This window comes from Photobacterium satsumensis, from assembly GCF_050336935.1.
GTDB lineage: Bacteria > Pseudomonadota > Gammaproteobacteria > Enterobacterales > Vibrionaceae > Photobacterium > Photobacterium satsumensis.
In genome coordinates this window covers 184110-210428 of the sequence record NZ_JAKJSK010000009.1, presented here as the reverse complement: position 1 = coordinate 210428, position 26319 = coordinate 184110, and the positions used below count along the sequence as shown (strand labels likewise).

Sequence of the window (26319 nt, the reverse complement as noted above, 5' to 3'; positions counted from 1 at the left end):
CAAATGATGAGGACGTCATGACATCAAGAATCCCGTTTTATTTTCTTATTACCCTACTCGTCATCGCAGGCGCGGCATTAAGTATGTACCGCCACGATGTCTACGGGGTGCCATGGACGCCAGGCGAAGAACGTGCGCTATGGGAATTAGAATCACGCATTGAGTTTGATGCCATTGGTGATCCAGTCAAAGTCTCCATGGCTGCACCGGAAACCCAGCAGGGGTTTACCCAAATTGATGAGAGTACCTCATCGCCGGGTTATGGCGTTGCTCTCATTGACACCAACAAGGGCCGCCGCGCTGAATGGTCCATCCGCGAAGCAACCGGCAAGCAGATCCTTTATTACAAAACCCAAATGCTGGTCGACGATCAGGCAAGCTTCAATATGGCACCGCCTAAAGGCGATACCGTTGCGGTTAGCCTTGATAACCCACAGCAAACAGCCGCTACCGCCCTACTCGACCAAGCCCGCAGCCTGTCTTCCGACAACATCACCCTTACCCGCGAGCTTATCAAGCAATTCAACGACCGCAACAACCAGAACTCGGCCTTGTTGCTCAACAGCCTCAGTCGCGAGCAAGCCATCATCAATCTGCTTTCTCTGGAAAAAGTCCACGCCCGTATTGTCGGTGGCTTGCAACTAGAAGATGGCCGACGTCGCCAAAGCATCACCCCAATGGTAGAGGTGTGGGATGGCCAAACTTGGGAGCTGTTTGACCTTCAAACAGGCCAAGAAGGCAAACCTGACAACATTCTTCTTTGGAACCAGCAGGGGCACTCACTGCTGGATGTGATCGGCGGGCGCAACTCTAACATCAGCTTCTCGATCATTGCCCAGGACATCACACCGCAACAGGCAACCCGCGAAAAAGTTCAGGCTGAAGACTTACTGAACTTCTCGATCCACAGCCTGCCGGTTGAAGAACAGGCGATGTTCAAGACCATTATGCTGGTACCGATCGGTGCGTTGATTGTGGTCTTCCTGCGTATTATTGTCGGCCTGAAGACCTCAGGAACCTTCATGCCGGTTCTGATCGCGGTGGCGTTTGTCCAGACCCAATTGATAACAGGTATTCTCGGCTTCCTGCTGATTGTCGGTACCGGTCTGGTGATCCGTAGCTACCTGTCCAAGCTCAACTTGCTTCTGGTGGCGAGGATATCCGCAGTGATCATCACGGTTATCATGATCATCTCAGTATTTACCGTTGTCGCCTTCAAGATTGGCTTGGTCGAAGGCCTTACTATCACCTTCTTCCCGATGATCATCCTATCGTGGACCATCGAGCGTATGTCCATCCTGTGGGAAGAGGAAGGGGCGAAAGAAGTACTTATCCAAGGTGGCGGCTCGCTGCTTACCGCAGTGTTGGTTTACCTCGCGATGACCAACCCGCTAGTGCGTCACCTTACCTTTAACTTTATCGGTATCCAGCTGCTTATTCTGGCACTGATCCTGATGCTCGGTAACTACACCGGCTACCGTTTGAGTGAGCTACGCCGCTTCAAGCCACTAGCGGAGGACTAAACTATGTCACTGTTTTCACAGTTTACGTCTCCGTTCAAGCTGCGTGACCGTGGCATCATGGGGATGAACCAGCGTAATCACAGCTACATCGGCCGTTACAACGATCGTAGCCTGTATCCCTTGGTTGACGACAAGTTGAAAACCAAGCTGATCGCTAAGCAGGCTGGAGCCACGGTTCCCGAGCTAATTGGGGTTATCGACAGCCAGGTTTACGTCAAACGCGTCCACGACATGGTAAAAGACTGGCCGGGCTTTGTTATCAAGCCGGCCCAAGGCTCCGGCGGCAAAGGGATCTTGGTTGTGGTCAAGCACAAGGACGGGGTTTACGTAAAACCGTCTGGTGCCGAGATCAACAAGCAAGATGTCGAGCGACACATCACTAACACCTTAGCGGGACTGTTCTCGTTGGGGGGCAAAAACGATGTGGCGATGGTTGAAAACCTGATCCAGTTTGATGATGTTTTCGATGGCTTCAGCTACGAAGGCGTGCCGGATGTACGGGTTATCGTTTTCAAGGGCTATCCGGTGATGGCGATGATGCGCTGCTCAACAGCGGCTTCTGACGGTAAGGCCAACCTGCACCAAGGCGCTGTGGGGGTCGGTATCGATATTGCCACGGGCAAGGCCATACGCGCGGTACAGTTCGACCAGCCGGTTGAACGACACCCTGATACTGACCGCATGCTCAACGAACTGGCGGTCCCTAATTGGCTTAAGCTACTGGCCTTGGCTTCCAGTGCCTGGGAGATGACGGGGTTGGGTTACATGGGTACCGATATGGTACTTGATAAGGTCCACGGGCCAATGGTGCTTGAGCTCAACGCTCGACCGGGACTGGCGATTCAAACCGCCAATGGTGCAGGCCTACTGCCTCGCCTTCGGCACATAGAAAACCTTGGAGTGCCTTCCAAGCCGCCAACACCTGAAGAGCGCGTCGCCTATGCGGCCGAACAATTTGGTTCGAAATCAAAATTCTGATATTGATAACGTTTATATTAAGGTTATTAACATCGATATTAAGCCCCAGCCTTGTGCTGGGGCTTTTTTCTTTGGCCATCCTATGGCAATAATATCTCTTTCCAGCAGCCAAAAGGGCTCATTAATGCACTCCGTCACCCGACAACTCGATCCCCTGTTTGATCAACATATCGACCGCACCAACAGCAACAGTATCAAATGGCAAAAATACCAAGGCCAAGATATTCTGCCGATGTGGGTGGCCGATAGCGACTTCAAAGTACCACAGGCGATCACCGATGCCCTGCACCGTCATGTCGACCACGGTATCTTCGGCTATGGCAGTGCCCCAGCAACACTGACCGAACTGATTGTCGAGCGGATGCAGCGCCTGTATCAATGGCATATTGAGCCTGAATGGGTTGTCTACCTACCGGGACTGGTTTGCGGTATCAACTTAGCGGTACGGTCTGTTTGCCAGCCAGAGCAAGGCGTCGTCTGCCCAAGCCCAATTTATCCTCCATTTAAATCATCGCCCAAACTGGCCAAACGCCCACTGAGCAAGTTGCCGGTGCAACTTGAGGGTCAGCGCTGGTTAATGTCGCTAGATGACAGCGCCTTATTACCCGATACGCGATTGTTGTTATTCTGCAATCCGCTCAACCCCGGCGGCACGGTATATCGCAGGAACGAGCTGGAAGCCGTCGCCGCGTTTGCCCAGCAACAAGGTTTGATTGTCTGCTCCGACGAAATCCACTGTGACCTAGTGCTGGCTCCCGACTGCAAACACATCCCGTTTGCCAGCCTCAATGACGATGCCGCACAGCGTTCCATCACCCTACTAGCACCAAGCAAAACGTTTAATATTGCCGGGCTCGGGGCGTCGATGGCGATTATTCCCAATCCAAGTTTGCGGCGGGAGTTCGTACGCACCAAGGCAGGCGTCGTGCCCGATGTCAATGTGCTAGCCTATACCGCGGCACAATCAGCCTATGCGCAAGGTCAGCCTTGGCTGGAAAAACAACTCGCTTACTTAAGGCGCAACAAAGCCACGGTTGAGCAGGCCATCAATAACATGCCCTACCTCACCGTCGCTCCCATAGAGGGAACCTACTTGGCATGGATCGATGCAACGGCATTACCGGTTAGTTCTCCGTTTCGGTTCTTCGAGCAAGCCGGTGTAGGGCTATCACCCGGTGCTGACTTCGGCAATCCCGGCTTTGTCAGGCTCAATTTTGGTTGCCGCCATCAAACGTTGCTAGAGGCTTTGAAGCGAATGGAAAAAGCCGTCACAGCACTGCAAGAACAGAAAATGGCGGAAAAGTAACCATTCGATTGCCAACTCATACTTTTTATTAAAGAAATCACAAGCTGTACCGATACACATTCCATAACACTGGTTTGTTTTATTCGGTACAGCTTCAATGCAAATTCATTCACTCGACAAAGCGCAGCTGATCAATGAAGTTCAGCTTGGCAGCCAACTCAGCCATGCGGTTGAGGGGGGACGTCGTGCCGATTTTGCCTTGATGCTAGCCCTGCTCTCTCCCGAGCAACTTGAAACCACCCCCGTCGACGCGCTTCCAGCGCCAGGCAAAACCGAAAGCGAGCTTCGTGCTTACTTTGAGTTACCCGAGCCACAGCCGCTTTCGACCAACGAGAGCAGTTACCAAAATGCCGCCCAGCAAGCTAAAGCCTTTCATGAAAGTGGCTTGGCCGATGCACGCTTGCTTGATGGACTAAGGCCAACCCCACTGACCTACCCGCCACAAGGCACCAAAGGCATGCCGGAAGAGGTATACCATAACCTTTCTGGTCACGAACGCCGCCTGCTGCCACCCACCGAAGATGCAACGATCAAGGCATCACCTCAGGATCTTTATCTATCGCTAGTTCAAGCCAAGCGTTTCGCTGAAATGTACGGAGCCTGATCTCGCCCTGTTTGGCGATGTTGTCTAATTTTGAAGTCAAAATGAGCCAATTTACTGGCGAATACGTTGATAAAGATATCATTACTGATTTAATTTCGTGACCGCCCTCATAGCTTTGTTACTTGAATGCTGCACAGTGATCACGTTTCACTAACATTTTAATGCTAGGTCGCGAGTTTGGGGGATTATTCACAGACATGCTTTCAGTGACTCCGTAACCTAAGTACATGATTTGTAAGTTGGCTTTTTGGCAGTAACAGTGTGTCGGCAGCCTAATATAGGAAGAGCTATGAATATCGCACATTCAGTCATTCTCATCACAGCTGCAGGCAGCCCACTGGGCAAAGCCCTATCGCTGCACTTTGCCTCTCTGGGGGCAAAGCTGGCATTGGTTGATGAGCGCCAACACGCCCTTGCCCAAACCCTGCAGGCTTGCCAGTCAGCTGGTGCCCCCTGCCAATCCTATCTGATCCCGGATCAAAGCGAGAGAACAATTGGGACGCTGATCAACAACATCCACCAGCATTTTGGCAAAATCGAAGTCTTGGTGAATTGCTGGGTTGGCTCGGAATTACCTTCGCTCCTCAGCCCATCGTCGGTAGATCAGTTCAGCCGTTCGATGAATGAAAAAGCGACCCCGTTCTTTACCTTCGGTAAACAGGCCGCCCATTATATGCGGGATCACAATTGCCATGGCGTCATCATCAACCTTGCCGCCAATGAAGAGTGTATGAATAGCTCTGTCCACTCAGGCTCAAAAGCCATCGTGTCAGGCCTGACCCAGAGCTGGGCCAAGGAGCTGGCCGAGTTCAAAATCCGGGTCGGAGGTGTTGTGCCACTCACTATCGAGTGCCCGTGTAATAACCACCCGAGCAAGCTGAGCTCACCGCTTCAGTATGAAATCGCCCGTAGCGCCGAATACATCGTCGCCAATGACTATTTCAACGGCAGAATGATCGAAGCTGAAGTCAGCTAACCCCTTTCCACTTTTTCAGCACACAATAAAAAAGCCCGCCAAGATGGCGGGCTAAATAAAGGTAGTCTTTCGTGCGCTAGCTAAAACAATGCTTATGCTTCAGCTTTTTCTTTCTTCGCTTTCGCTACTGGCTTTTCAGTCACTGGCTCAGATTTCTTGATAACTGAAGTCCCTTCGAACGTCTCACCTTCAACGTAAGGCTTACCGTAGTAAGCAGCTGTTAGTACGTCTTTCAGCTCGCTGATTAGTGGGTAACGAGGGTTCGCACCAGTACACTGGTCATCAAACGCTTCAACAGATAGCTCGTCCAGTTTCGCTAGGAAGTCAGACTCTGGAACACCTGCTGCCTGGATTGACAGTGGGATATCTAGGTCGCCTTTCAGCTCTTCTAGCCATGCTAGTAGACGCTCGATCTTCTGAGCAGTACGGTCACCAGCTTGGCTTAGGCCTAGGTGGTCAGCAACTTCAGCGTAACGACGACGTGCCTGTGGACGGTCGTACTGAGAGAATGCAGTCTGCTTAGTTGGGTTATCGTTCGCGTTGTAACGAACAACGTTAGAGATTAGCAGTGCGTTCGCCAAACCGTGTGGTAGGTGGAACTCAGCACCAATCTTGTGCGCCATTGAGTGACAAACACCTAGGAAGGCATTCGCAAACGCGATACCCGCGATAGTTGCTGCGTTGTGAACTTTCTCACGTGCGATTGGGTCATTAGCGCCATTCGCGTAGCTTGAAGGTAGGTACTCTTTAAGCATCTTAAGTGCTTGAAGCGCCTGGCCGTCAGAGTATTCGTTCGCAAGAACAGAAACATATGCTTCTAGTGCGTGAGTAACTGCATCGTAGCCGCCGAAAGCAGTTAGCGACTTCGGCATGTTCATGACTAGGTTCGCATCAACGATAGCCATTTGTGGTGTCAGTTCGTAGTCAGCTAGTGGGTACTTAGCACCCGTCTTGTCATCAGTAACAACGGCGAAAGGTGTAACTTCAGAACCGGTACCAGATGTTGTAGTGATACATACAAGCTCAGCTTTTTTACCCATTTTCGGGAACTTGTAAATACGCTTACGGATATCCATGAAACGCATCGCTAGTTCTTCGAAGTGTGTTTCTGGGTGCTCGTACATTACCCACATGATCTTCGCAGCATCCATTGGTGAACCACCACCAAGCGCTAGGATGACATCAGGCTGGAAGCTCTTCATTGCTTCAGCACCTTTCTCAACAACAGAAAGCGTTGGATCGGCTTCTACGTCGAAGAAAGTCTGTACTTCAATGCCCTGCTGCTTAAGTAGGCTAACGACTTCATCAGCGTAACCGTTGTTGAATAGGAAGCGGTCAGTTACTAGGAATGCGCGCTTCTTACCTTCTAGGTCGCCAAGAGCGATTGGAAGGCTACCACGACGGAAGTAAATTGATTTAGGTAGTTTGTGCCACAACATATTTTCAGCTCGCTTCGCTACTGTCTTCTTGTTGATAAGGTGCTTAGGACCTACGTTCTCAGAGATAGAGTTACCACCCCATGAACCACAACCAAGAGTTAGAGAAGGTGCTACGTTGAAGTTGTAAAGGTCACCGATACCACCGTGAGTCGTCGGGATGTTTACAAGAATACGCGCAGTTTTCAGCTTGTCACCGAAGTAACGGATACGGTCTGCATTCACGTCTTGGTTAGTATATAGACCAGATGTGTGACCGATACCGCCGATCTCAACCATAGTGACGGCTTGAGCAACCGCGTCTTCGAAGTTGTCAGCACGGAAAAGACCCAGTGTTGGAGACAATTTCTCGTGAGCAAATGCATCGTCGTAAGACACTTTACCCAGACCTTCACCAACAAGTACTTTGGTATCTGCAGGCACAGTAACGCCCGCCATTTCAGCGATAGCTGCCGCTGGCTGGCCAACGATTTTCGCGTTTAGGTTACCGTCGATAAGCAGTACTTTACGTACTTTATCTGCTTCGGCTTTGCTGAGTACATATGCTTTGTGCGTTGCGAAACGTTCTTTTACTTCGTCGTATACTTCGTCAACTACGATGGCAGCCTGCTCAGAAGCACATACCACACCGTTATCAAATGTCTTAGACATTAGAATAGAAGCAACAGCACGCTTAACATCCGCAGTTTCATCGATAACAACAGGAACGTTACCGGCGCCAACACCGATAGCTGGTTTACCAGAAGAGTATGCCGCTTTAACCATACCTGGACCACCAGTCGCAAGGATAAGGTTGATGTCATTGTGCTTCATCAGTGCGTTAGAAAGCTCAACTGAAGGCTGGTCGATCCAACCAATGATGTCTTTCGGTGCACCAGCAGCAATAGCAGCATCAAGTACTAGCTTAGCAGCATCGTTTGTTGAGTTCTTAGCACGTGGGTGTGGCGAGAAGATGATCGCGTTACGTGTTTTAAGTGAGATTAGAGATTTGAAGATTGCAGTAGATGTTGGGTTAGTTGTCGGTACGATACCGCAAATAATACCTACTGGTTCTGCGATAGTCATGGTGCCGAACTCTTCGTTCTCATCCAAAATACCACAGGTTTTTTCGTCTTTGTATTTGTTGTAGATAAATTCTGAAGCGAAGTGGTTTTTAATAACCTTATCTTCAACAATACCCATACCAGATTCGGCTACAGCTTGTTGAGCTAGAGGAATACGTGCATTGTTCGCAGCAAGAGAAGCTGCGCGGAAGATTTTGTCTACTTGCTCCTGAGAGTATGTAGCAAACTCTTTCTGAGCCGCTTTAACGCGTGCAACCATTGCATCTAGTTCAGCCATATTAGTAACAGGCATAGTTAACTCCTAACTTAAGATTGAAAACTTTTTAGTAAGGATGCGTAAACATCCTTGGGGTTATCCGGGAGCGATCCTGCTCAAAAAGCCGGTAACACACATACTTAGTAAATTGCTTTCAAAACTGATTATATTCTTTCACAGCTCGAAAAAAATTGATTTAGATCACTTGTAACCATTTAGAGTTACACTTTGTTATTCTTTGACGCATATCACCCAAAAACAGCAACCTAAATGGTTATTTTGCGACCATATCGTTTGATGAACAACAAAGCAGCGCTAAATCTTGCAACCATCAAGCCACATCATTACGTAATAAAGCTACACAATTTGTCATATATGGGTCATAACGAGAGCTAATTCACAGTTTTTAGTCGCACCTAAATCCGTTTTGTTTCATTAATGTAGCACGCCACTCACTCATCCAAGAGTAACCCATACCAACACCTTTTACACCACCGCAACAAGATATTCATAAATAACTTTATATATGGATAGATATAACTATTTTTAATTGGTTAAACATCAGCAATTGGCTTAAAGTATCGCCGATCAACAAGTTTATACTGTTTTAATCGAAGGTTAGATCATCGGATGAATAAGCCTTGCTTATCCAGCCACCATTGCCCTCCGCGCAATTTTCTTGACCTTTGGCTATTCAGATTACCTGTTGGGCTTAAAACCCCTATAATTAATACTAAACTCGATATGCAACCACTTGAATTTGCCATTTTTCTGCAGTTTTTTGTCGGCCTGATAGCTGCAGTCAACCCGATCGGTATCATGCCGATCTTTGTCTCTCTGACTGGCCATATGAGCCCGGAAGAAAGAAATAAAACGGCCCTGACGGCCAACATTGCCGTTTGTGTAATTCTGACCGTATCACTGCTTGCCGGTCAGTTCTTGCTGGACATGTTCAGTATTTCCCTCGACTCATTCCGGGTTGCAGGCGGTTTGCTGCTGTTGACCATCGCCTTCTCTATGATGAGCGGTAAGCTGGGTGAAGATAAACAGAACAAACAGGAGAAATCCGAATCTGTCAGTCGTGAACAGATTGGTGTCGTGCCCCTTGCGATGCCATTAATGGCCGGTCCTGGTGCGATCAGTTCAACCATTGTCTACGGTTCACGCTATCCGGGGATGACCAGTACCGTCGGCATTGCACTGACTATCGTTGTCTTTGCGACCTGTTGTTGGATGCTATTTCGCGCCGCACCGATTATCGTCCGTTTCCTGGGCCAAACGGGTATCAATGTGATCACCCGTATTATGGGATTGATTCTGGCCGCACTGGGTATTGAGTTTATTGCCAATGGTCTGCGCGCCCTATTCCCTGGCCTCGCCTAATAGAATACGCCGTGCAATCGCCCCCGTGGCCGGATAGCCCTCCGGCCACAAGCGACCCAACCTACCAGTCCCTCCTTTCCAGCTCCTAACCAAAAGAACAATTGTGCTTACTCACCTTTCTAGTTTGGTTTATTATTTATACACTTAACTTTTGAACTTGGATTTCATCGCCGTGGTTACCCTGACCCGTAAACAGCGCCTTTACCAAATCATCTTCGGCACCCAAACCAAAGCCGGCCGAAATTTTGATATTGCACTGATCGTGGCGATCCTCTGCTCAGAGTTGATCCTTATCCTCTCGACTATTCGCGTCGTTGATTTCAAATACAGCGAAGCGCTGACAGTGCTTGAGTGGGTCTTTACTCTCTTATTTACCGTCGAGTATCTCTTACGGCTGTATTGCTCACCCAAGCCATGGGCCTACGCGCGCAGCTTTTATGGTGTCATTGATTTGATTGCCGTGTTGCCGAGCTACCTTGCTTTCTTGTTTCCGGGCTCGAACTACCTGCTCATCATCCGACTGATCAGGGTCATGCGTATTTTCAGGATCCTCAAACTGACTCGCTTCCTGAAAGACTCGAATATACTGTTGCGTTCGCTGTTGATGGCACAGCGGAAAATCTTGGTATTCTTCAGTACCGTGGCCATTTTGGTCACCGTGCTAGGCTCCCTGCTCTATATTATCGAAGGGCCGGACAACGGCTTTACTAGCATTCCGGCCAGCATCTACTGGGCTATAGTCACTATTACCACGGTTGGTTATGGCGATATCGTACCTCAAACCGATTTAGGCAAAGCGATCGCCTCTGTTACCATGTTATTAGGCTATTCAATTCTGGCTGTACCGACCGGGATCATCACCGCAGAGCTCAGTCAGGAGATGCAGACCCAACGCCACTTTATCCGCTGTACCAACTGTTCGACCAGCGGCCACGAAAGCGATGCCAACTTCTGCAAGAAATGCGGGGCCGAACTGCCGGAGCACCTATAACCTTTGGGCAAGAGGTTACGACCAACAAAAACGGCACCCTACAGGGTGCCGTTTACATTGATCATCGTGACGATTTGCTGATGGCTAATGCCTATTGGCGATTCAAAAAGTCGACCGCTTTGTCCGGGAAGTCGGTAAACACACCGTCAACATTGGCTGTTTTGTAGAAGATATCCAGCATATCATTGAAGTCATTGGCATAAGCGGGAATACGGCCTTCGTCAGAGCGGAAGGTGTATGGGTGAACCTGCATCCCTACTTCATGGGCAGCCTTGACCAAGCCCGTCAGCTTGATATTGCCTTTTTCTGAGTCATCAGACACCACCATCGGTTTCCATGGACCGATACCGTCAGCGTATTTTGCCACCGCAGCCATCCCTTCTGGCTGGAACATCCAATCGTAGCTGTATGGTGTCGCACTACCGTCTTTACCATACACCATGGTCTCATTCCAATCGGTGTAAGCCATCAACTGAACCAGCTTGACGTCCATACCCAAGGCCGGCATCAACTCATCGTGAATGCGTTTGAGCTCGTTAAAATCGAAAGTTTGCAGGAAAACCTTGCTGTCTTTTGTTGTGTAACCATATTGCTTGAGCACCTTCAGCACCGCAACACTGATATCTTTACCTTCATGGCGGTGGAACCATGGCGCTTTAATTTCCGGGTAGATACCAATATCGTAGCCCAGGGTTTTGTTCAGCCCGAGGATCATTTCGATCTCTTCTTCAAAGGTCGGTACTTTGAAATCAGACTGCCATATCGGGAAACGCTCAGGGAAGCCCTGTACCTGCTCGCCTTCTTTGATGTTAAAACCTTCCGTTACACTGAGCTGTTTAATTTCAGCAAGAGTAAAGTCAATCGCATAATAGCGTCCATCATCGCGGGCACGGTCAGGGAAAACCTCGGCAACATTGGTTACACGGTCAAGGTAGTGGTCATGCAGTACCACCAACCTGTCATCTTTGGTCATCACCACATCTTGCTCGATATAGTCAGGTTTCATGGCATAAGCCAATGCTTTGGCTGCCAGAGTATGCTCAGGCAGATAGCCTGATGCACCGCGGTGGGCAACCACGACCTTATCGCTATTAGCTTGGTCAGTGCTGGTTTGGGCGAAGCTTGGGGAAGCAAGTAGGGCACTGCCAATCAGGGCAGCAAGGCAAGCTGTTTTCATTATTATTGTCCTAGTCAACGAGTTGTCATTGTCAACACAATCAGTATGAAACATAAAGATATGCAACATACCATGCGGTGTGGGCATCATAATGCTTCCTGAATATTTCAACAGCATGACGGTCAATTTGTGTGATCGAAAACGCTCGGTATCGACCACTTATATTTCGAATAGTGACATCGGTATAATAAACAAGCCGCTGAAAACAAAAAAAGCCGGAGTTTTCACTCCGGCTTTTCACATTCGAAAGGGGTTAACCTTTATTTACGACGCCAAGTCGTACCTTGAGGGCCGTCTTCTAGGATAATACCCATTGCAGTCAGCTTGTCACGGGCTTCATCAGCCGCTGCCCAGTCTTTTGCCGCACGGGCATCCAGGCGCTGCTGGATCAACGCTTCGATTTCAGCCACATCTTCATCTGGACCACCTTGCAAGAAGGCTTCAGGATCTTGCGCCAATAGACCCAGTACATCAGCCAGTTCACGCATGCGTGCACCTAGAGCCGATGCCGCTGCAATATCTTCGGCTTTCAGGCGGTTGATTTCGCGCGTCATATCAAACAGGGCCGAGTAGGCTTCTGGAGTGTTGAAGTCATCGTCCATCGCTTCCTTGAAGCGTGTAACAAACTCATCACCACCCGCGGCTTCAACAGAGCTATCAAGACCACGAAGTGACGTGTACAGGCGCTCCAGTGCTGAACGAGCCTGTTTCAGGTTATCTTCGCTGTAGTTTAGCTGGCTACGGTAGTGACCAGACATCAGGAAGTAACGCACGGTTTCGGCATCGAAGTGGCCTAGCACATCACGGATAGTAAAGAAGTTACCCAGCGACTTAGACATCTTCTCGCGATCAACCATTACCATGCCGCTGTGCATCCAAGTATTTACATACTGAGAGCCAGTTGCACAGCAAGACTGGGCAATTTCATTTTCGTGGTGCGGGAACTGCAAATCTGAACCACCGCCATGGATATCGAAGTGATCACCCAAGATTGCAGAGTTCATCGCAGAACACTCGATGTGCCAACCCGGACGGCCTGCACCCCACGGCGATTCCCATGTTGGCTCACCCGGCTTGGACATTTTCCACAGGACAAAATCAAGTGGGCTACGCTTAGCCGTTTCGATATCAACACGCGCACCGGCTTGCAGCTGATCAAGATCTTGCTTCGATAGCTTGCCGTATTCGTCAAACTTGCTTACTTCGAACATCACGTCGCCATTGTCAGCAACATAGGCGAAACCGCGTTCGATCAGACGCTCACACATCACGATAATTTCAGCAATAAACTCGGTTGCACGCGGCTCGATATCCGGACGCTTCATACCTAGCGCATCAAAGTCGGCGTGCATTTCGCCGATCAGGCGCTCGGTCAGAGAGTCACAGCTTTCGCCATTCTCAGCTGCACGCTTGATGATCTTGTCATCGATGTCGGTGATGTTACGCACAAAAGTCAGATCGTAACCCGAGTAACGCAGGTAGCGAGAAACCACATCAAATGACACAAAAGTACGACCGTGACCGATGTGACAGAGATCGTAGATGGTAACCCCACAGACATACATGCCAACTTTACCTGGCTGAATGGGTGTAAATTCCTCTTTTTGTCTTGTCAGTGAGTTATAGATCTTCAACATGTCTCTTCGATACTCATTATTGGGGTTACGGTATAAGGCTGTAATTACACCTTTATTGGCAAGTTAAGGCAAGGAAAAATACCGTTCTGACGGCTTATGCCCGTGTAAAGTATATCGCCCAGCCGTAAATTTGCGCACCATACCTTGCCAAGGCCAGCCATGCGAACTAAACGACCTTCATCTATAGTTAGGCAAAAGGCTAATTTTCCACCTATTTAAGCCAGAGAAAGCGAACAACGTCGGTTAATATTGACGCCTATGTCGGTTAAGATAGAATCCAATGTTTAAAGCAATATACACCTATTAAAGGACAAGCTCATGGTAACGCTTCACACTACTTTTGGTGACATCAAAATCCAACTAAACACTGAGAAAGCGCCGGAAACCTGTGCAAACTTCCTACAGTACTGCCGTGACGGTTTCTACAACGGTACGTTGTTCCACCGCGTTATCGATGGTTTCATGGTCCAGGGCGGCGGCATGTCTTCTGGCATGGAAGAAAAAGAGTCTCGTGCTCCTATCAAGAACGAAGCAAGCAACGGCCTGAGCAACAAAGTGGGTACGCTGGCAATGGCTCGTACGATGGAACCGCACTCTGCAAGCTCTCAGTTCTTCATCAACGTGAACGACAACAAATTCCTAGACTTCAAATCAGAGACGCCTGATGGCTGGGGTTACTGCGTATTTGCTGAAGTGGTTGAAGGCATGGACGTAGTAAACAAGATCAAGGGCGTTGCAACAGGCAACTGGGGCTACGTTCATCAGGACGTACCGGTAGAAGAAGTTGTTATCAACAACGTAACTATCGAAGAGTAAGACTTCACAAAGGGTGGCTGTTATGCCACCCTTCTCGCCTATGACCACACTTTTTATTTCTGATCTGCACTTGAGTGCCGACAGGCCAGACATTACCGCCTGTTTTCTCCGTTTTATGTCCACCGAGGCCCGTGGCATCGATGCCCTCTACGTATTGGGCGATCTGTTTGAAATGTGGATCGGCGATGATGACGAATCCCCTTTCCACCAGCAAATTAAAACGGCCTTCCATCAACTGACCGACAGCGGTGTTCCTTGCTATTTTATCCACGGCAACCGGGATTTCCTCATTGGCAAGCGCTTCAGCCGTGAGACCGGTGTTCAGCTCCTGCCAGAGCACACGGTCGTCGACCTCTATGGTACCCCAACCCTGATCCTGCATGGGGATACTTTATGTACTCTGGATGAAGGGTATCAGCGCTACCGCAAGAAGGTACATAACCGCTTTATTCAATGGTTGTTCTTCCGCCTACCACTGAGCTATCGGCAGCGTATCGGTGATAAAATGCGCAGCGGCAGCAGCCAAACCAATCAAACCAAAAGCCAATCCATTATGGACGTCACACCGGGTGAAGTGGTTCATGTCATGGCAGAGCATCATGTCAGGCAGATGATCCACGGCCATACCCATCGCCCTGATGTCCATGCCCTGTCCGTCAACGGGCAAACAGCCAGCCGTATCGTGCTTGGCGACTGGTATGATCATGGCTCTGTATTGGTTTGTACCCCGCAAGGCTGCCAGCTCGAAAAGCGCGATTTTCAGCCACAATAGCCCCCTTGCGAATATTTCGTCATTCAGCAAACAAAAAAGGTACGCCATCGCGTACCTTTTTTATATCAACGTTTTTCCTGCCTCATAGGGTCATTTAGCAGAATTCGCCAGTGTCTCGTTTCCAGCGGGTGTTCGCTCTTTCGCCCAAGAGCGGTACATAGTAATAGAGGTATACAACACCACCCCAATCACCAACCAAGCCAACAAATGTAAATCAAGTGATTTGACTAAATACGCCGCAATAACCACACCGATAGGGCCGGTAATTGCCACCACCAGAGCAGCACGGCTGTTAATGCGGTTCATGCGAATAAAACCACCCGCCGAGAAGAAGCTCAAGAAAGCACATGAGCACATCATGATCGGAAAAGCCGCCAACGGATGCATACCCAGCAAATACACCATGGTCATGCACGGGGCATAAAGGCCAATGCCTACCGTCATCAACGCGCCAAACAGGAAGTTCCCCGCGATAGCAAGCGCCAGTTTCCATCCTGATAGCCCCAATTCAAGCCCGCCAAGCGGGAAAAGTTTGAGCTGCCCGGCCAACATCAAGCTTGCTACGACCAATAGCGCAACACTCATGACCAAGCGGATCAACTGACGATCCCAACTTGATACCAAGCGAGCACCTACCGTCGCGCCCAAGCACGCTGCCAGCACCATGCTGACGAGGGTCGTTGGGTCAACGTCCACAGCCGTCAAGAAAATAAGGGATTGGACCACTGTCGCCAATACAGCCTGGCAATTCAACGTACCAGGTAAAAGCTGATCATCAATAAGCTTAAATTGTTTATAGCCCGCTGTTTTAATAGCAAAGCTACCCACCCCCAAGGTGTCACAAAAGTTGGCGAAGCCACCAATAAGACCAATTGGTAAAATTTTTGTTTGTGCTTCCTGCACTCGATTTTTTCGCCATGAAAGAAGCAACATAGCGATGAAAATCAGTCCACCTACAAGCAATCCCGCTTGTATGACTGTGAATACTGTCATGAGTTACACAAATTTTTTCGGAAAGGCGCGGATTATCCATTATGCTTTTGCATAATTCCATGCTTGAAATCATGACAAATAATAAGAAACAGTAACACTGTCTTAATCGGGGTATTTTTGTCATACTTTGTACGAAAAGCCATACATCAGTCATACAATGCAACAGCGTTAATAATGACTACCATGCCTAAGAACGACTATTGTTTACATGAATTCATATCTTGCCAGACAGCCTGTACTAAATAGGGAAAAGGATACCATCGGTTTTGAGTTGTTATTCCGAGATGGCCCGAAGAACAGCTTCCCTGAAATTGGTGACGAGCAGGCAACACACCGCCTGCTGACAGATAACTTTTTAAGCTCTGGCAATAGTGATGTGACCTCGGGGAAAAAAGCCTTTGTTAATTTCCCACACAGCAGCCTAATCAACCGGGTACCGCTATTATTCCCTAAAAAAAGCTTCATTATTGAAATACTGGAAACTTGCCAGCCTAATGATGAGCTATTGGAAGCCGTGGTAGAGCTTCACCGGGCTGGCTATACCTTAGCCTTGGATGATTTTACCCCGAGTCCTGAATGGACCCGCTTTATCCCGTATGTCCACATCATCAAATTTGATCTGCGGGAAACGCCATTGGCCAAGGCAAGCTTTTTTATCCGCCGCCACAAAGAAAAAGGCAGTCGCCTCACCTTTCTGGCAGAAAAAGTTGAGACCCACGACGAGTTCATCGCTGCCAGCGAGGCTGGCTTTGACCTATTCCAAGGCTATTTTTTCAGCCGCCCTGAAATAGTTAGCAAGAAGGCGCTTAAGCCCTCAGCCCTTACAACCCTGAGGCTATACCGTGAGATAAGCTGTTCCGCAGTGGACTTTAACAAGGTAGAGCAGATTATCGCCACCGACTTGACGCTGTCATATAAATTACTGCGCCATGTCAATAACATGACTTATACCCGCGCCAAACCCATCTCCTCCTTCAAACAGGCATTGGTGTATTTAGGCGAAGAGAAACTACGACGTTTTGTTACCTTTGTGGCGACCTCCCATGCGATCGAGAACAAACCCGAATCGCTTTACTTCTTGTCGCTGCAGCGTGCCCGTTTCTGCGAGCAGTTAAGCCAGCACTTTCCGTCACGAATAGACAGTAACCAAGCCTTCTTGACCGGTTTGTTTTCCCTGCTCGATTCTATCCTCGAGCAACCTATTGGCGCGCTGATTGACCAATTACCTCTGGATAAACCCGTCCAGCACGCCCTCATCAGCCGCAAAGGCCACCTAGGGGGATTATTGCGCTTGGCCATTGCCTACGATCAAGCAGACTGGAAGAGCATTGAACGGCTATGCAAAGCACTAACTATTAAGCAATCAACCGTTGCAGAGACCTATCTTGAATCTTTAAAATGGGCCACTGTCTTTGAACAAACATTACCGAGTAAACCATGACCCAACACACCCTGTCATGTCCATGCGGCAGCCAACGCCCGCTGGCTGAGTGCTGCCAGCCAATCCACCAAAACCCAAGCTTGGCTAGCCACCCAGAACAACTGATGCGCTCCCGTTACAGTGCCCACGTACTGGGGTTGGTCGATTATGTCGTGGCAACCTATCACCCTAGCTGCGAAGCAGAACAACACCGTGAAGCGATTGCCGAGTCGGTCAATAGTCAATGGCTGGGACTAGAGGTGATCAACAGCGAGATTGCGACAGAAACCGAGGGTTTTGTCGAGTTCAAGGCGTTTTATCAAGATGGCGACGAGCAATACTGCCTACAAGAACGCTCGCGCTTCCTCAAAGAAACAGTCAATGGCCAACAGCAGTGGTTCTACATCGACGGTGAATACCCAGACCCCTCCGTTGAGGAAGAAAGCAAGCCAGTACCGATTGGCCGTGAAAAAATCGGCCGCAATGACCCTTGCCCATGCGGCAGTGGCAAAAAATTCAAAAAGTGCTGCGGTTGATACCAGCCGACAGCACCATTTAGCTCCCCTGCGTACGCAGGGGGCGTTCTTGCCGAAATATTATTCATCAATTCGAATAATTAGCCTCGTTCTTGACGTTATCCCCCTCAGACAATCGTTAACAGTTCGTATAACATCTTGTTGCGACAGCGCCAGCTCATTACCAAGTTAACAACATAAAACCGTTTAAAATCGTCGCACTCTTCCTTCAGGTGGTGGCATTTTGTTCACCTGTTATTTAGCGCCTGATAAATTTTTAATATTTCCGTAAAATTGCTATTGCAAAATAAATCCAGCTTCGTTAGTGTGAATCACAAGCAAGCGTTAATAATGATTTATACAGAGTACATAACTATGCGTATCCCAATGGTAAACCTACACCACCATCATCATCCTGATTAGTCTTTCGGGAGGATACGCCTCGCTCTGGAAGACGCAAAAACATTCTTCCAGCGGTCGTCAAAGTACAGATTCAAGACCCTCGGAAGAGATATCTTCCGAGGGTTTTTTCGTTTTCAGGCTCAACATCGAGTACAGGGATTAAAACAATGCAGACACAACGACTACGAATTGCAATTCAAAAGAAAGGACGCCTGAGCAAAGAGTGCCAAGAGCTGCTCAAGCGCTGTGGCGTGAAGTTCAACATGCTGGGCGAGCGCTTGGTGGTGCACTCTGAAAACATGCCGATTGACCTACTGCTGGTACGTGATGATGATATTCCAGGCCTGATCATGGATGGCGTGGTTGACCTTGGCGTCATTGGTGAAAACGAACTGGAAGAAGTTGGCCTTGAACGTGAAGCCCGTGGTGAACCGGCAAATTACATCAAACTACGCCGCTTGGACTTCGGCGGCTGCCGCCTGTCGATTGCTATCGATAAAGATGCCCAGTACAACGGCCCGCAAGATCTGCAGGGCAAGCGTATCGCGACCACCTATCCGCAGCTGGTCAAACGCTACATGGACGAACAAGGTGTGACGTTCAGTACCTGTATGCTTAACGGCTCAGTCGAAGTTGCACCGCGTGCCGGTCTTGCTGATGCTATCTGTGATTTAGTCTCAACGGGGGCAACGCTTGAGGCCAATGGCCTTAAAGAAGCAGAAGTGATCCTGCGCTCTAAAGCGGTGCTTATCCAACAAACCGGCGACCTATCAGCCGACAAGCAAGCCCTTATTGAACGTCTACTAACCCGCATGCAGGGTGTTATCCAAGCCAAAGAGTCCAAATATATTATGCTGCACGCTCCGGCAGAGCGCCTTGACCAAATCAAGGCACTGTTACCGGGTGCTGAAGATCCAACCGTGCTACCTCTGTCACAAGATAAAAGCCGCGTTGCGGTACATCTGGTAAGCTCCGAAAACCTGTTCTGGGAGACCATGGAACAACTCAAAGAGCTGGGCGCGAGCTCAATCTTGGTTCTACCAATTGAAAAAATGATGGAGTAAACAATGAAAACCGTTGTGTGGCAATCCCTGAGCGAAAACCAACAAGAAAGCCTGCTTGAGCGCCCGGCAATCACCGAGGGTGCCAACATCACCGCGATTGTTGCCGGTGTAATTGCGGATGTCCGCAACCGCGGCGATCAGGCCCTGCTCGAGCTGACTGAAAAATTTGATGGAATTAAGCCTGATAGCATCAAGGTGGACGAAGAACAAGTGACTGCCGCCTGCGCTAGGCTGAGTGAGGATATGAAACAGGCGCTGCAGCAGGCCTACCAAAATATCGCCACCTTCCACAAAGCGCAGAAACAGCCAACCTTACGGGTCGAGACCCAGCCGGGTGTGGTATGTGAACAAGTGACTCGCCCAATCAACTCTGTAGGCTTGTACATTCCGGGCGGCAGCGCCCCATTGCCATCAACGGTTCTCATGCTGGGCGTTCCGGCCCAAATCGCGGGCTGCCGAGAAGTGGTACTGTGTTCACCACCACCGATCGCCGATGAAATCCTCTATGTCGCCAAGCTGTGTGGTATTACCGAAATCTATAACGCCGGCGGCTCGCAGGCTGTTGCCGCCATGGCCTACGGTACCGAGACCGTTACCAAGGTCGATAAGATTTTCGGCCCGGGTAATGCGTTCGTCACCGAAGCAAAACGCCAAGTCAGCAATGACTTCCGCGGCGCGGCCATTGATATGCCGGCCGGCCCATCCGAAGTACTGGTCATTGCCGACAGCAGTGCCGATCCTGATTTCATTGCCGCGGATCTGCTAAGCCAAGCCGAGCACGGCCCTGACTCACAGGTTGTCCTGGTGACACCTGACCCAAGCATTGCCGATCGCACCGCCGATGCTATCCAGCAACAGCTCAAAGCCCTGCCCCGAGCAAACATTGCTCGCCAGGCGCTTGGCTCGAGTATTTTGATTGTGGCAGAGAGCCTGACTCAATGTGTGTCGATTTCCAACCACTACGGCCCAGAGCACCTGATTGTTCAAACCCGCAACCCGCGTGATCTGGTCTCGCTGCTGGACAATGCGGGGTCAATATTCCTCGGTAACTGGTCGCCGGAATCGGTGGGCGATTACGCATCCGGTACCAATCACGTATTGCCAACGTACGGCTATACCCGTACGTATTCAAGCCTGGGTTTAGCCGACTTCAGCAAGCGCATGACCGTGCAGGAGCTCAGTGCCGATGGCCTGAGAGAGCTAGCACCGACCGTGATTGCTATCGCCGAAGCCGAAGGTCTCGATGCCCATAAGCGTGCCGTTACAATCCGAGTTGAAAAACTGGCTGGCACAAAAGATATAACCAATGAGGCATGATATGAAAATTGATCAACTGGCACGAAAAACTGTCCGCGAACTGACACCTTACCAGTCAGCACGTCGCCTTGGTGGCAGCGGTGATATCTGGCTCAATGCCAACGAGTCGCCTTTTGCCAATGAATACAACATCCGGTGCGATCGCCTCAACCGCTACAGCAGCTGCCAGCCTACCGAGCTGATTGAAGCCTATGCTGATTACGCCGGTGTTCGCCCTGAACAGACCCTGACCTCACGGGGTGCCGATGAAGGTATTGAGCTGCTGATCCGCGCATTTTGCGAGCCCAACCAAGACAGCATCCTGTACTGCCCGCCAACATACGGCATGTATACCATCAGCGCGCAAACCTTCGATGTCGGCACTAAGACCGTGCCATTGACCGAAGAGTGGCAACTTGATCTTGAGGGTATCCGCGACAACTTGGAAGGGGTAAAACTGGTCTTTGTATGCAGTCCAAACAACCCGACCGGCAACCTGATCAAGCGCCAAGACATCGAAACCTTGCTGGATATGACTCAAGGCAAGGCACTGGTCGTGGTCGACGAGGCGTACATTGATTTCTGCCCGGAAGCGACAACGGCCAATATGCTGGACCAATACCCGAATCTGGTTGTACTGCGTACCCTGTCAAAAGCCTTTGCCCTTGCCGGCCTGCGCTGCGGATTTACCCTGGCCAGCCCCGAGATCATTGAACTGCTACTCAAAGTCATTGCCCCCTACCCAGTCCCTGTACCGGTGACCGATATCGCGGTGCAGGCGCTTTCTGCTGCAGGGCGCGCCAAAACCAAGTTTCAGGTGCTGGATATCAGTGCTAACCGCGCCTACCTTCAGGCAGGGCTTGGTATGCTGGAAAATGTGACCGTTTTTGAAGGTTACGGCAACTACCTACTGGTGGAATTCCCTGATGCAGATGCCCTGTTTAACGCCCTGTGGGATCACGGCATTATCCTACGCCGTTCGCCAATAGAGAACTGTATTCGGATCAGCATTGGTAACCGTGACGAATGTGAAAAAACACTGGCCTTCATCCGTGAGCAGCTAGGACAAAACTAAGAGAAAGGACAACACTGTGAGCAAGGAAAAAATCTTATTTATCGACCGTGACGGCACCCTGATTGTTGAACCACCCATTGATTTTCAGGTCGACCGCCTCGACAAGCTCAAGCTGGAGCCCTTTGTGATCCCTGCATTGTTGAAGCTTCAGGATGCGGGATACAAGCTGGTGATGGTGACCAACCAAGATGGCCTTGGCACCAGCAGCTACCCACAGGAAGAGTTCGATGCGCCGCATAACATGATGATGGAGATCTTCGAATCACAAGGAGTGAAATTTGACGATGTACTGATCTGCCCGCACTTCGATGAAGACAACTGCAGCTGCCGCAAGCCTAAGCTTGGACTGGTCAAAGGCTACCTTCAGCAAGGCAAGGTGGATTTCGAAACCTCTGCAGTGATCGGCGATCGCCAAACCGATCTTCAGCTCGCTGATAACATGGCTATCCGCGGGATCCAGTACCACCCAGAGAATATGGGCTGGCAACAGATCGTTAAAGATCTAACCACCCGCCCACGGATCGCCGAAGTGGTTCGCACCACCAAGGAAACCGACATCCGTGTTAAGGTCAACCTTGACGAAACGGGCGGTAACCACATCGCTACCGGCCTGGGCTTTTTCGACCACATGTTAGATCAAATCGCGACCCACGGCGGTTTCCGCATGGAACTCACCGTTGATGGCGATTTGCACATTGATGATCACCACAGTGTTGAAGATGCCGCACTGGCGCTGGGTGAAGCCTTGAAGAAAGCCCTTGGCGACAAGCGCGGGATCGGCCGGTTTGGTTTCAGCCTGCCGATGGACGAATGCCTGGCCCAATGTGCGCTGGATCTATCCGGCCGCCCATACTTGAAGTTCGACGCAACATTCAGCCGCGAGCAGGTAGGCGATTTGTCGACGGAAATGGTCTCGCACTTTTTCCGCTCACTCACTGATACCCTAGCCTGTACGCTGCACCTATCATCGACCGGTAACAATGACCACCACATTGTCGAAAGCCTGTTCAAGGCCTTTGGCCGTACCTTGCGCCAAGCGATTCGGGTGGAAGGTAACGAGCTGCCAAGCAGCAAGGGAGTACTGTAGTAATGTCAGCGCCTAACCAACAAGTCGTCATTATCGATACCGGTTGTGCCAATGTGTCATCAGTGCGTTTTGCCATTGAGCGACTCGGCTACCCGGTGACGGTGAGTAAAGAGCCCGATGTCGTCTTGGCGGCAGACAAACTCTTCTTACCGGGTGTCGGTACGGCCAGCGAGGCGATGAAAAACCTCGAAGAGCGTGATCTTATCAACCTCGTAAAGCAGGTTGATAAACCGCTGCTGGGTATTTGCTTGGGGATGCAGCTTCTCGGTGAGCTGTCGGAAGAGCAAGGCCAAAGCGGTACGGAGCAGGTCAATTGCCTTGGCCTGTGTGGCGCGCCGGTGAAAAAGATGCAAACTGGCGACCTTCCCCTGCCCCATATGGGCTGGAACACCGTCGCCGCAGAGGCTCAGCACCCGCTGTTTAAAGATATCCCCGCAGAGAGCTATTTCTACTTTGTTCACAGCTATGCGATGCCGGTGTTCGGTCAACCAGACGCTGAGCGAACTGATGGGTCACAAACAGGCCGTACCATTGCCCGTTGCGAATACGGACAGCCATTCACCGCAGCGGTGCAAAGCGGCAATTACTACGGCGTCCAGTTCCACCCCGAGCGCTCAAGCAAAGCCGGCTCGCAACTGATCAAAAACTTTCTGGAAATGTAAGGACAAGGACGAATTATGATTATCCCCGCACTCGATTTAATTGACGGTCAGGTTGTCCGCTTATTTCAGGGAGACTATGGCAAGGTCACCGAATACAAAGTTGACCCCGCCGAGCAGTTCAACCTCTATCACCAAGCCGGTGCCGGGTGGCTGCACTTGGTTGACCTTACCGGTGCGAAAGATACCGCTGCGCGCCAGTTGGATTTGATCAGCAAACTGCTGGCTAGCACACCAGCCAATATCCAAATTGGCGGTGGGGTTCGCACCGAGCAAGACGTTGCCGATCTGCTCAATGCGGGCGCCCAACGTGTCGTCATTGGCTCGACCGCTGTTAAGCAACCTGAGCTCGTTAAAGGCTGGATGGAAAAATACGGTCCAGAGCGTATTGTGCTGGCACTGGATATCAATATTGATGCCGACGGCAAACGTAATGTCGCCGTCTCTGGCTGGCAGGAGGATTCAGGTGTGACGATCGAAGCCCTGCTTGATGACTTCCTGACTGTAGGCTTGCAGCATGTACTGTGCACCGACATTTCCCGTGACGGCACATTGGAGGGCTCAAACGTCGAACTGTACCAAGACCTGTGTGCCCAGTACCCGCAAGTACAATTCCAGTCATCGGGTGGTATTGGTTCACTCGATGACATCGCAGCGCTCAAAGGCTCAGGTGTCGCCGGTGTGATTGTCGGCCGTGCCCTGCTCGATGGCAAGTTTACCGCTGAGCAAGCCTTTGCTTGCTGGGCAGAATAAGGCAAGGAGATTACCAGATGTTAGCTAGACGAATTATTCCCTGCCTTGATGTCAGAGATGGTCAGGTGGTCAAAGGCGTGCAGTTCCGCAACCACGAAATCATCGGTGACATCGTCCCGCTCGCCAAGCGCTATGCCGAAGAAGGTGCCGACGAGCTGGTGTTCTATGATATCACCGCGTCCAGTGATGGTCGCGTGGTCGATAAGAGCTGGGTTGCCCGCGTGGCAGAAGTGATCGACATCCCTTTCTGTGTCGCCGGCGGCATCAAGTCTGCCGAGGATGCCAGTCGTATCCTGCAGTTTGGGGCTGACAAGGTATCGATCAATTCGCCGGCCTTGGCCGATCCAGACTTGATCACCAAGCTTGCTGATAAATTTGGTGTGCAATGTATCGTGGTGGGTATCGACTCCTACTTTGATGCCGATACCGGAAAGTACCAAGTCTACCAGTTCACCGGTGACGAGAGCCGTACCAAGGCGACCCGCTGGGAGACCCGAGACTGGGTACAAGAAGTTCAGCGCCGCGGTGCCGGTGAAATTGTCCTGAACATGATGAACGAGGACGGTGTGCGCAACGGCTACGATCTTACCCAGCTCGATATGGTACGCGACGTCTGCCATGTACCGTTGATCGCCTCTGGTGGTGCCGGTGAGATGGTGCACTTTGCCGATGCCTTCAATAAAGCGAATGTCGATGGTGCCCTTGCTGCATCGGTATTTCACAAACAAATCATCAACATTGGTGAGCTTAAGCAATACCTGAAACAACAAGATGTGGAGATCCGACTATGAGCCTAGCAAACAGCATCAATTGGGACAAAGTAGACGGATTGGTTCCGGCTATCGTACAAGACAACACCAGCGGCCAAGTACTGATGCTTGGCTACATGAATGATGAAGCGCTGAATAAAACCCTTGAAACGAAGCAAGTCACTTTCTGGTCCCGCACCAAAGCGCGTTTATGGACCAAAGGGGAAACCTCGGGCAATGTGCTTCAGCTAAAAAGTATCAAACTCGATTGCGATCAGGATACCTTGCTGGTGCAAGTTGCCCCTATCGGCCCAACCTGCCACTTGGGCACCACCACCTGCTTTGACAGCAATACTGCTGAAGAAGGCCAAATTGAGCAGCCCGCTCTGGTGTTCCTTCATCAACTTGAACAGGTTTTGGCTTCTCGTAAAGGTGCCGATCCTGAATCGTCCTATACCGCCAGTTTGTATGCCCGTGGCACCAAGCGGATTTCGCAAAAGGTGGGGGAAGAAGGCGTTGAAGTCGCGCTTGCGGCTACGTCGGGTGACAAGGCGGAGTTAGTCTGTGAGTCTGCCGATTTGATCTACCACCTGCTGGTGCTGCTACAGGATCAGGGGATGTCGCTGTCGGATGTCACGGCCAAGTTGCAAGAGCGCCACAAATAGCATCAATTAACACGGTAAGCATAAAAAACCCGGCCAATTGGCCGGGTTTTTATTGAATGCAAACTTTAGCGCTCAAGGGCTTCTTTGTAGTGCTTGCGGCAAACCGATACATACCGGTCGTTGCCGCCGATCTCAACCTGATCACCGTCAGCAATCGCTTTACCGCTGGCATCTTGGCGGATCACCATATTGGCTTTACGGCCACAGTGGCAGATGGTTTTCAATTCAACCAATTTATCTGCCCACGCAAGCAAATAACGGCTTCCTGCGAATAACTCACCGCGGAAATCACTGCGTAAACCATAACAAAGCACCGGAATATTTAGCTTGTCGACGACTTCCGTCAATTGGTAAACCTGCTCTTTGGTTAAGAACTGGCATTCATCAATCAATACGCAGTCAACTTTGTGCGTTGTATTCATATCTTGTAGGCGGGCATAAAGATCATCGCTGACATTAAAGAGCTCAGCTTCTTCTTGCAAACCAATTCGAGAGCTGACCATGCCTTTGCCATAACGGTCATCAATTGCCGCAGTAAAAATCACCGGCGTCATGCCTCGCTCGCGGTAATTAAATGATGACTGTAATAATGTTGTCGACTTACCCGCATTCATTGCCGAGTAATAGAAATACATCTGGGCCATTAAGCTTCCCTAGTAATACGATTGGTGCGTGAAAAAATCAGCCGAGATGCTACAGAAAAGCCCTTCAGATTGAAAGGA

General features: G+C 50.2%; 24 protein-coding genes and 1 other annotated feature. Of the genes, 19 read left to right on the top strand and 5 right to left on the bottom strand.

The genetic code is table 11. From position 1 onward, the window contains the following. The first annotated feature begins 17 nt into the window (after nt 1-17). From L4D79_RS19470 to L4D79_RS19450, 5 genes are all read left to right on the top strand, one after another. Complete coding sequence (locus L4D79_RS19470; protein WP_428653391.1) at nt 18-1523, top strand: inactive transglutaminase family protein; 1506 nt, start codon at nt 18-20, stop codon at nt 1521-1523. A 9-nt stretch (nt 1524-1532) separates the two neighbouring features. Then, nucleotides 1533-2501, top strand: a complete 969-nt coding sequence (locus tag L4D79_RS19465) for an alpha-L-glutamate ligase-like protein (RefSeq protein WP_428653615.1) — start codon at nt 1533-1535, stop codon at nt 2499-2501. 124 nt (nt 2502-2625) lie between these two features. Next, nucleotides 2626-3807, top strand: a complete 1182-nt coding sequence (locus tag L4D79_RS19460; RefSeq protein WP_428653389.1) for a MalY/PatB family protein — start codon at nt 2626-2628, stop codon at nt 3805-3807. A gap of 97 nt (nt 3808-3904) precedes the next feature. Next, nucleotides 3905-4411, top strand: a complete 507-nt coding sequence (locus L4D79_RS19455) for a VC2046/SO_2500 family protein (protein ID WP_428653387.1) — start codon at nt 3905-3907, stop codon at nt 4409-4411. A gap of 289 nt (nt 4412-4700) precedes the next feature. Beyond that, nucleotides 4701-5387, top strand: a complete 687-nt coding sequence (locus tag L4D79_RS19450; RefSeq protein ID WP_428653385.1) for an SDR family oxidoreductase — start codon at nt 4701-4703, stop codon at nt 5385-5387. Nucleotides 5388-5479: 92 nt separating this feature from the next. Here L4D79_RS19450 and adhE read toward each other — a convergent pair whose 3' ends face one another. Further along, nucleotides 5480-8179, bottom strand: a complete 2700-nt coding sequence (gene adhE / locus L4D79_RS19445; protein ID WP_428653383.1) for a bifunctional acetaldehyde-CoA/alcohol dehydrogenase — start codon at nt 8177-8179, stop codon at nt 5480-5482. 708 nt (nt 8180-8887) lie between these two features. Here adhE and L4D79_RS19440 point away from each other — a divergent pair. Further along, the gene (locus L4D79_RS19440; protein ID WP_428653381.1) at nt 8888-9526 is read left to right on the top strand and encodes a YchE family NAAT transporter; all 639 of its coding nucleotides are present in this window, start codon (nt 8888-8890) and stop codon (nt 9524-9526) included. 172 nt (nt 9527-9698) lie between these two features. Beyond that, nucleotides 9699-10517 carry an ion transporter gene (locus L4D79_RS19435; protein WP_428653379.1) on the top strand — a complete coding sequence of 273 codons (819 nt, stop codon included), beginning with the start codon at nt 9699-9701 and terminating at the stop codon, nt 10515-10517. Between the two features lie 91 nt (nt 10518-10608). Here the strand turns inward: L4D79_RS19435 and glpQ are convergent, their stop codons facing one another. Next, complete coding sequence (gene glpQ / locus L4D79_RS19430; protein WP_428653376.1) at nt 10609-11694, bottom strand: glycerophosphodiester phosphodiesterase; 1086 nt, start codon at nt 11692-11694, stop codon at nt 10609-10611. A 260-nt stretch (nt 11695-11954) separates the two neighbouring features. Beyond that, on the bottom strand, nt 11955-13331 hold the full coding sequence (gene cysS / locus L4D79_RS19425) for a cysteine--tRNA ligase (protein ID WP_428653374.1): 1377 nt from the start codon (nt 13329-13331) through the stop codon (nt 11955-11957). A gap of 318 nt (nt 13332-13649) precedes the next feature. Between cysS and L4D79_RS19420 the strand changes: the two genes are divergently transcribed. Continuing rightward, a complete protein-coding gene (locus tag L4D79_RS19420) occupies nt 13650-14147 on the top strand; it encodes a peptidylprolyl isomerase (protein ID WP_428653372.1) in 498 nt (165 codons plus the stop codon). A gap of 40 nt (nt 14148-14187) precedes the next feature. After that, nucleotides 14188-14919: a UDP-2,3-diacylglucosamine diphosphatase gene (gene lpxH / locus L4D79_RS19415; RefSeq protein WP_428653613.1), complete on the top strand. Its 732-nt coding sequence runs from the start codon at nt 14188-14190 to the stop codon at nt 14917-14919. A gap of 90 nt (nt 14920-15009) precedes the next feature. On the opposite strand, the gene L4D79_RS19410 is transcribed toward lpxH, so the two are convergent. Next, complete coding sequence (locus L4D79_RS19410) at nt 15010-15912, bottom strand: sulfite exporter TauE/SafE family protein (protein WP_428653369.1); 903 nt, start codon at nt 15910-15912, stop codon at nt 15010-15012. A 208-nt stretch (nt 15913-16120) separates the two neighbouring features. On the opposite strand from L4D79_RS19410, the gene L4D79_RS19405 reads away from it, so the two are divergent. The 10 genes from L4D79_RS19405 to hisIE all read left to right on the top strand — a co-directional run bounded on the left by L4D79_RS19405 (nt 16121) and on the right by hisIE (nt 25597). Further along, the gene (locus L4D79_RS19405; RefSeq protein ID WP_428653367.1) at nt 16121-17353 is read left to right on the top strand and encodes an EAL and HDOD domain-containing protein; all 1233 of its coding nucleotides are present in this window, start codon (nt 16121-16123) and stop codon (nt 17351-17353) included. Continuing rightward, nucleotides 17350-17868 (top strand): YchJ family metal-binding protein, encoded by a 519-nt coding sequence (locus tag L4D79_RS19400; RefSeq protein WP_428653364.1) that lies wholly within the window; start codon nt 17350-17352, stop codon nt 17866-17868. The genes L4D79_RS19405 and L4D79_RS19400 overlap by 4 nt, the downstream gene beginning before the upstream one ends. Before the next feature lie 377 nt (nt 17869-18245). Next, nucleotides 18246-18381: a sequence feature (His leader region), on the top strand. A 35-nt stretch (nt 18382-18416) separates the two neighbouring features. Beyond that, nucleotides 18417-19313 carry an ATP phosphoribosyltransferase gene (hisG, locus tag L4D79_RS19395; protein WP_428653362.1) on the top strand — a complete coding sequence of 299 codons (897 nt, stop codon included), beginning with the start codon at nt 18417-18419 and terminating at the stop codon, nt 19311-19313. A gap of 3 nt (nt 19314-19316) precedes the next feature. Then, nucleotides 19317-20630 (top strand): histidinol dehydrogenase, encoded by a 1314-nt coding sequence (gene hisD / locus L4D79_RS19390; RefSeq protein ID WP_428653360.1) that lies wholly within the window; start codon nt 19317-19319, stop codon nt 20628-20630. A 7-nt stretch (nt 20631-20637) separates the two neighbouring features. Continuing rightward, nucleotides 20638-21684: a histidinol-phosphate transaminase gene (gene hisC / locus L4D79_RS19385; protein WP_428653611.1), complete on the top strand. Its 1047-nt coding sequence runs from the start codon at nt 20638-20640 to the stop codon at nt 21682-21684. A gap of 16 nt (nt 21685-21700) precedes the next feature. Further along, on the top strand, nt 21701-22771 hold the full coding sequence (hisB, locus tag L4D79_RS19380; RefSeq protein ID WP_428653358.1) for a bifunctional histidinol-phosphatase/imidazoleglycerol-phosphate dehydratase HisB: 1071 nt from the start codon (nt 21701-21703) through the stop codon (nt 22769-22771). Between the two features lie 2 nt (nt 22772-22773). Beyond that, the gene (hisH, locus tag L4D79_RS19375) at nt 22774-23433 is read left to right on the top strand and encodes an imidazole glycerol phosphate synthase subunit HisH (protein ID WP_428653356.1); all 660 of its coding nucleotides are present in this window, start codon (nt 22774-22776) and stop codon (nt 23431-23433) included. A gap of 15 nt (nt 23434-23448) precedes the next feature. After that, entirely contained in the window at nt 23449-24183 is a 735-nt protein-coding gene (gene hisA / locus L4D79_RS19370) for a 1-(5-phosphoribosyl)-5-[(5-phosphoribosylamino)methylideneamino]imidazole-4-carboxamide isomerase (protein WP_428653354.1), read from the top strand. A 17-nt stretch (nt 24184-24200) separates the two neighbouring features. Beyond that, the gene (gene hisF / locus L4D79_RS19365) at nt 24201-24974 is read left to right on the top strand and encodes an imidazole glycerol phosphate synthase subunit HisF (RefSeq protein ID WP_428653352.1); all 774 of its coding nucleotides are present in this window, start codon (nt 24201-24203) and stop codon (nt 24972-24974) included. Beyond that, entirely contained in the window at nt 24971-25597 is a 627-nt protein-coding gene (gene hisIE / locus L4D79_RS19360; protein ID WP_428653350.1) for a bifunctional phosphoribosyl-AMP cyclohydrolase/phosphoribosyl-ATP diphosphatase HisIE, read from the top strand. The genes hisF and hisIE overlap by 4 nt, the downstream gene beginning before the upstream one ends. A gap of 65 nt (nt 25598-25662) precedes the next feature. Here the strand turns inward: hisIE and L4D79_RS19355 are convergent, their stop codons facing one another. Further along, nucleotides 25663-26241 carry a thymidine kinase gene (locus L4D79_RS19355; protein ID WP_428653348.1) on the bottom strand — a complete coding sequence of 193 codons (579 nt, stop codon included), beginning with the start codon at nt 26239-26241 and terminating at the stop codon, nt 25663-25665. Nucleotides 26242-26319: the final 78 nt, after the last annotated feature.

Bases quoted from the DNA above. Each gene is read 5' to 3' on its own strand.
- L4D79_RS19470 (WP_428653391.1), top strand. From the start codon at position 18: ATGACATCAAGAATCCCGTTTTATTTTCTTATTACCCTACTCGTCATC.
- L4D79_RS19460 (WP_428653389.1), top strand. From the start codon at position 2,626: ATGCACTCCGTCACCCGACAACTCGATCCCCTGTTTGATCAACATATC.
- L4D79_RS19455 (WP_428653387.1), top strand. From the start codon at position 3,905: ATGCAAATTCATTCACTCGACAAAGCGCAGCTGATCAATGAAGTTCAG.
- L4D79_RS19450 (WP_428653385.1), top strand. From the start codon at position 4,701: ATGAATATCGCACATTCAGTCATTCTCATCACAGCTGCAGGCAGCCCA.
- adhE (WP_428653383.1), bottom strand. From the start codon at position 8,179: ATGCCTGTTACTAATATGGCTGAACTAGATGCAATGGTTGCACGCGTT.
- L4D79_RS19440 (WP_428653381.1), top strand. From the start codon at position 8,888: ATGCAACCACTTGAATTTGCCATTTTTCTGCAGTTTTTTGTCGGCCTG.
- glpQ (WP_428653376.1), bottom strand. From the start codon at position 11,694: ATGAAAACAGCTTGCCTTGCTGCCCTGATTGGCAGTGCCCTACTTGCT.
- cysS (WP_428653374.1), bottom strand. From the start codon at position 13,331: ATGTTGAAGATCTATAACTCACTGACAAGACAAAAAGAGGAATTTACA.
- L4D79_RS19420 (WP_428653372.1), top strand. From the start codon at position 13,650: ATGGTAACGCTTCACACTACTTTTGGTGACATCAAAATCCAACTAAAC.
- lpxH (WP_428653613.1), top strand. From the start codon at position 14,188: ATGACCACACTTTTTATTTCTGATCTGCACTTGAGTGCCGACAGGCCA.
- L4D79_RS19410 (WP_428653369.1), bottom strand. From the start codon at position 15,912: ATGACAGTATTCACAGTCATACAAGCGGGATTGCTTGTAGGTGGACTG.
- L4D79_RS19405 (WP_428653367.1), top strand. From the start codon at position 16,121: ATGAATTCATATCTTGCCAGACAGCCTGTACTAAATAGGGAAAAGGAT.
- L4D79_RS19400 (WP_428653364.1), top strand. From the start codon at position 17,350: ATGACCCAACACACCCTGTCATGTCCATGCGGCAGCCAACGCCCGCTG.
- hisG (WP_428653362.1), top strand. From the start codon at position 18,417: ATGCAGACACAACGACTACGAATTGCAATTCAAAAGAAAGGACGCCTG.
- hisD (WP_428653360.1), top strand. From the start codon at position 19,317: ATGAAAACCGTTGTGTGGCAATCCCTGAGCGAAAACCAACAAGAAAGC.
- hisH (WP_428653356.1), top strand. From the start codon at position 22,774: ATGTCAGCGCCTAACCAACAAGTCGTCATTATCGATACCGGTTGTGCC.
- hisA (WP_428653354.1), top strand. From the start codon at position 23,449: ATGATTATCCCCGCACTCGATTTAATTGACGGTCAGGTTGTCCGCTTA.
- hisF (WP_428653352.1), top strand. From the start codon at position 24,201: ATGTTAGCTAGACGAATTATTCCCTGCCTTGATGTCAGAGATGGTCAG.
- hisIE (WP_428653350.1), top strand. From the start codon at position 24,971: ATGAGCCTAGCAAACAGCATCAATTGGGACAAAGTAGACGGATTGGTT.
- L4D79_RS19355 (WP_428653348.1), bottom strand. From the start codon at position 26,241: ATGGCCCAGATGTATTTCTATTACTCGGCAATGAATGCGGGTAAGTCG.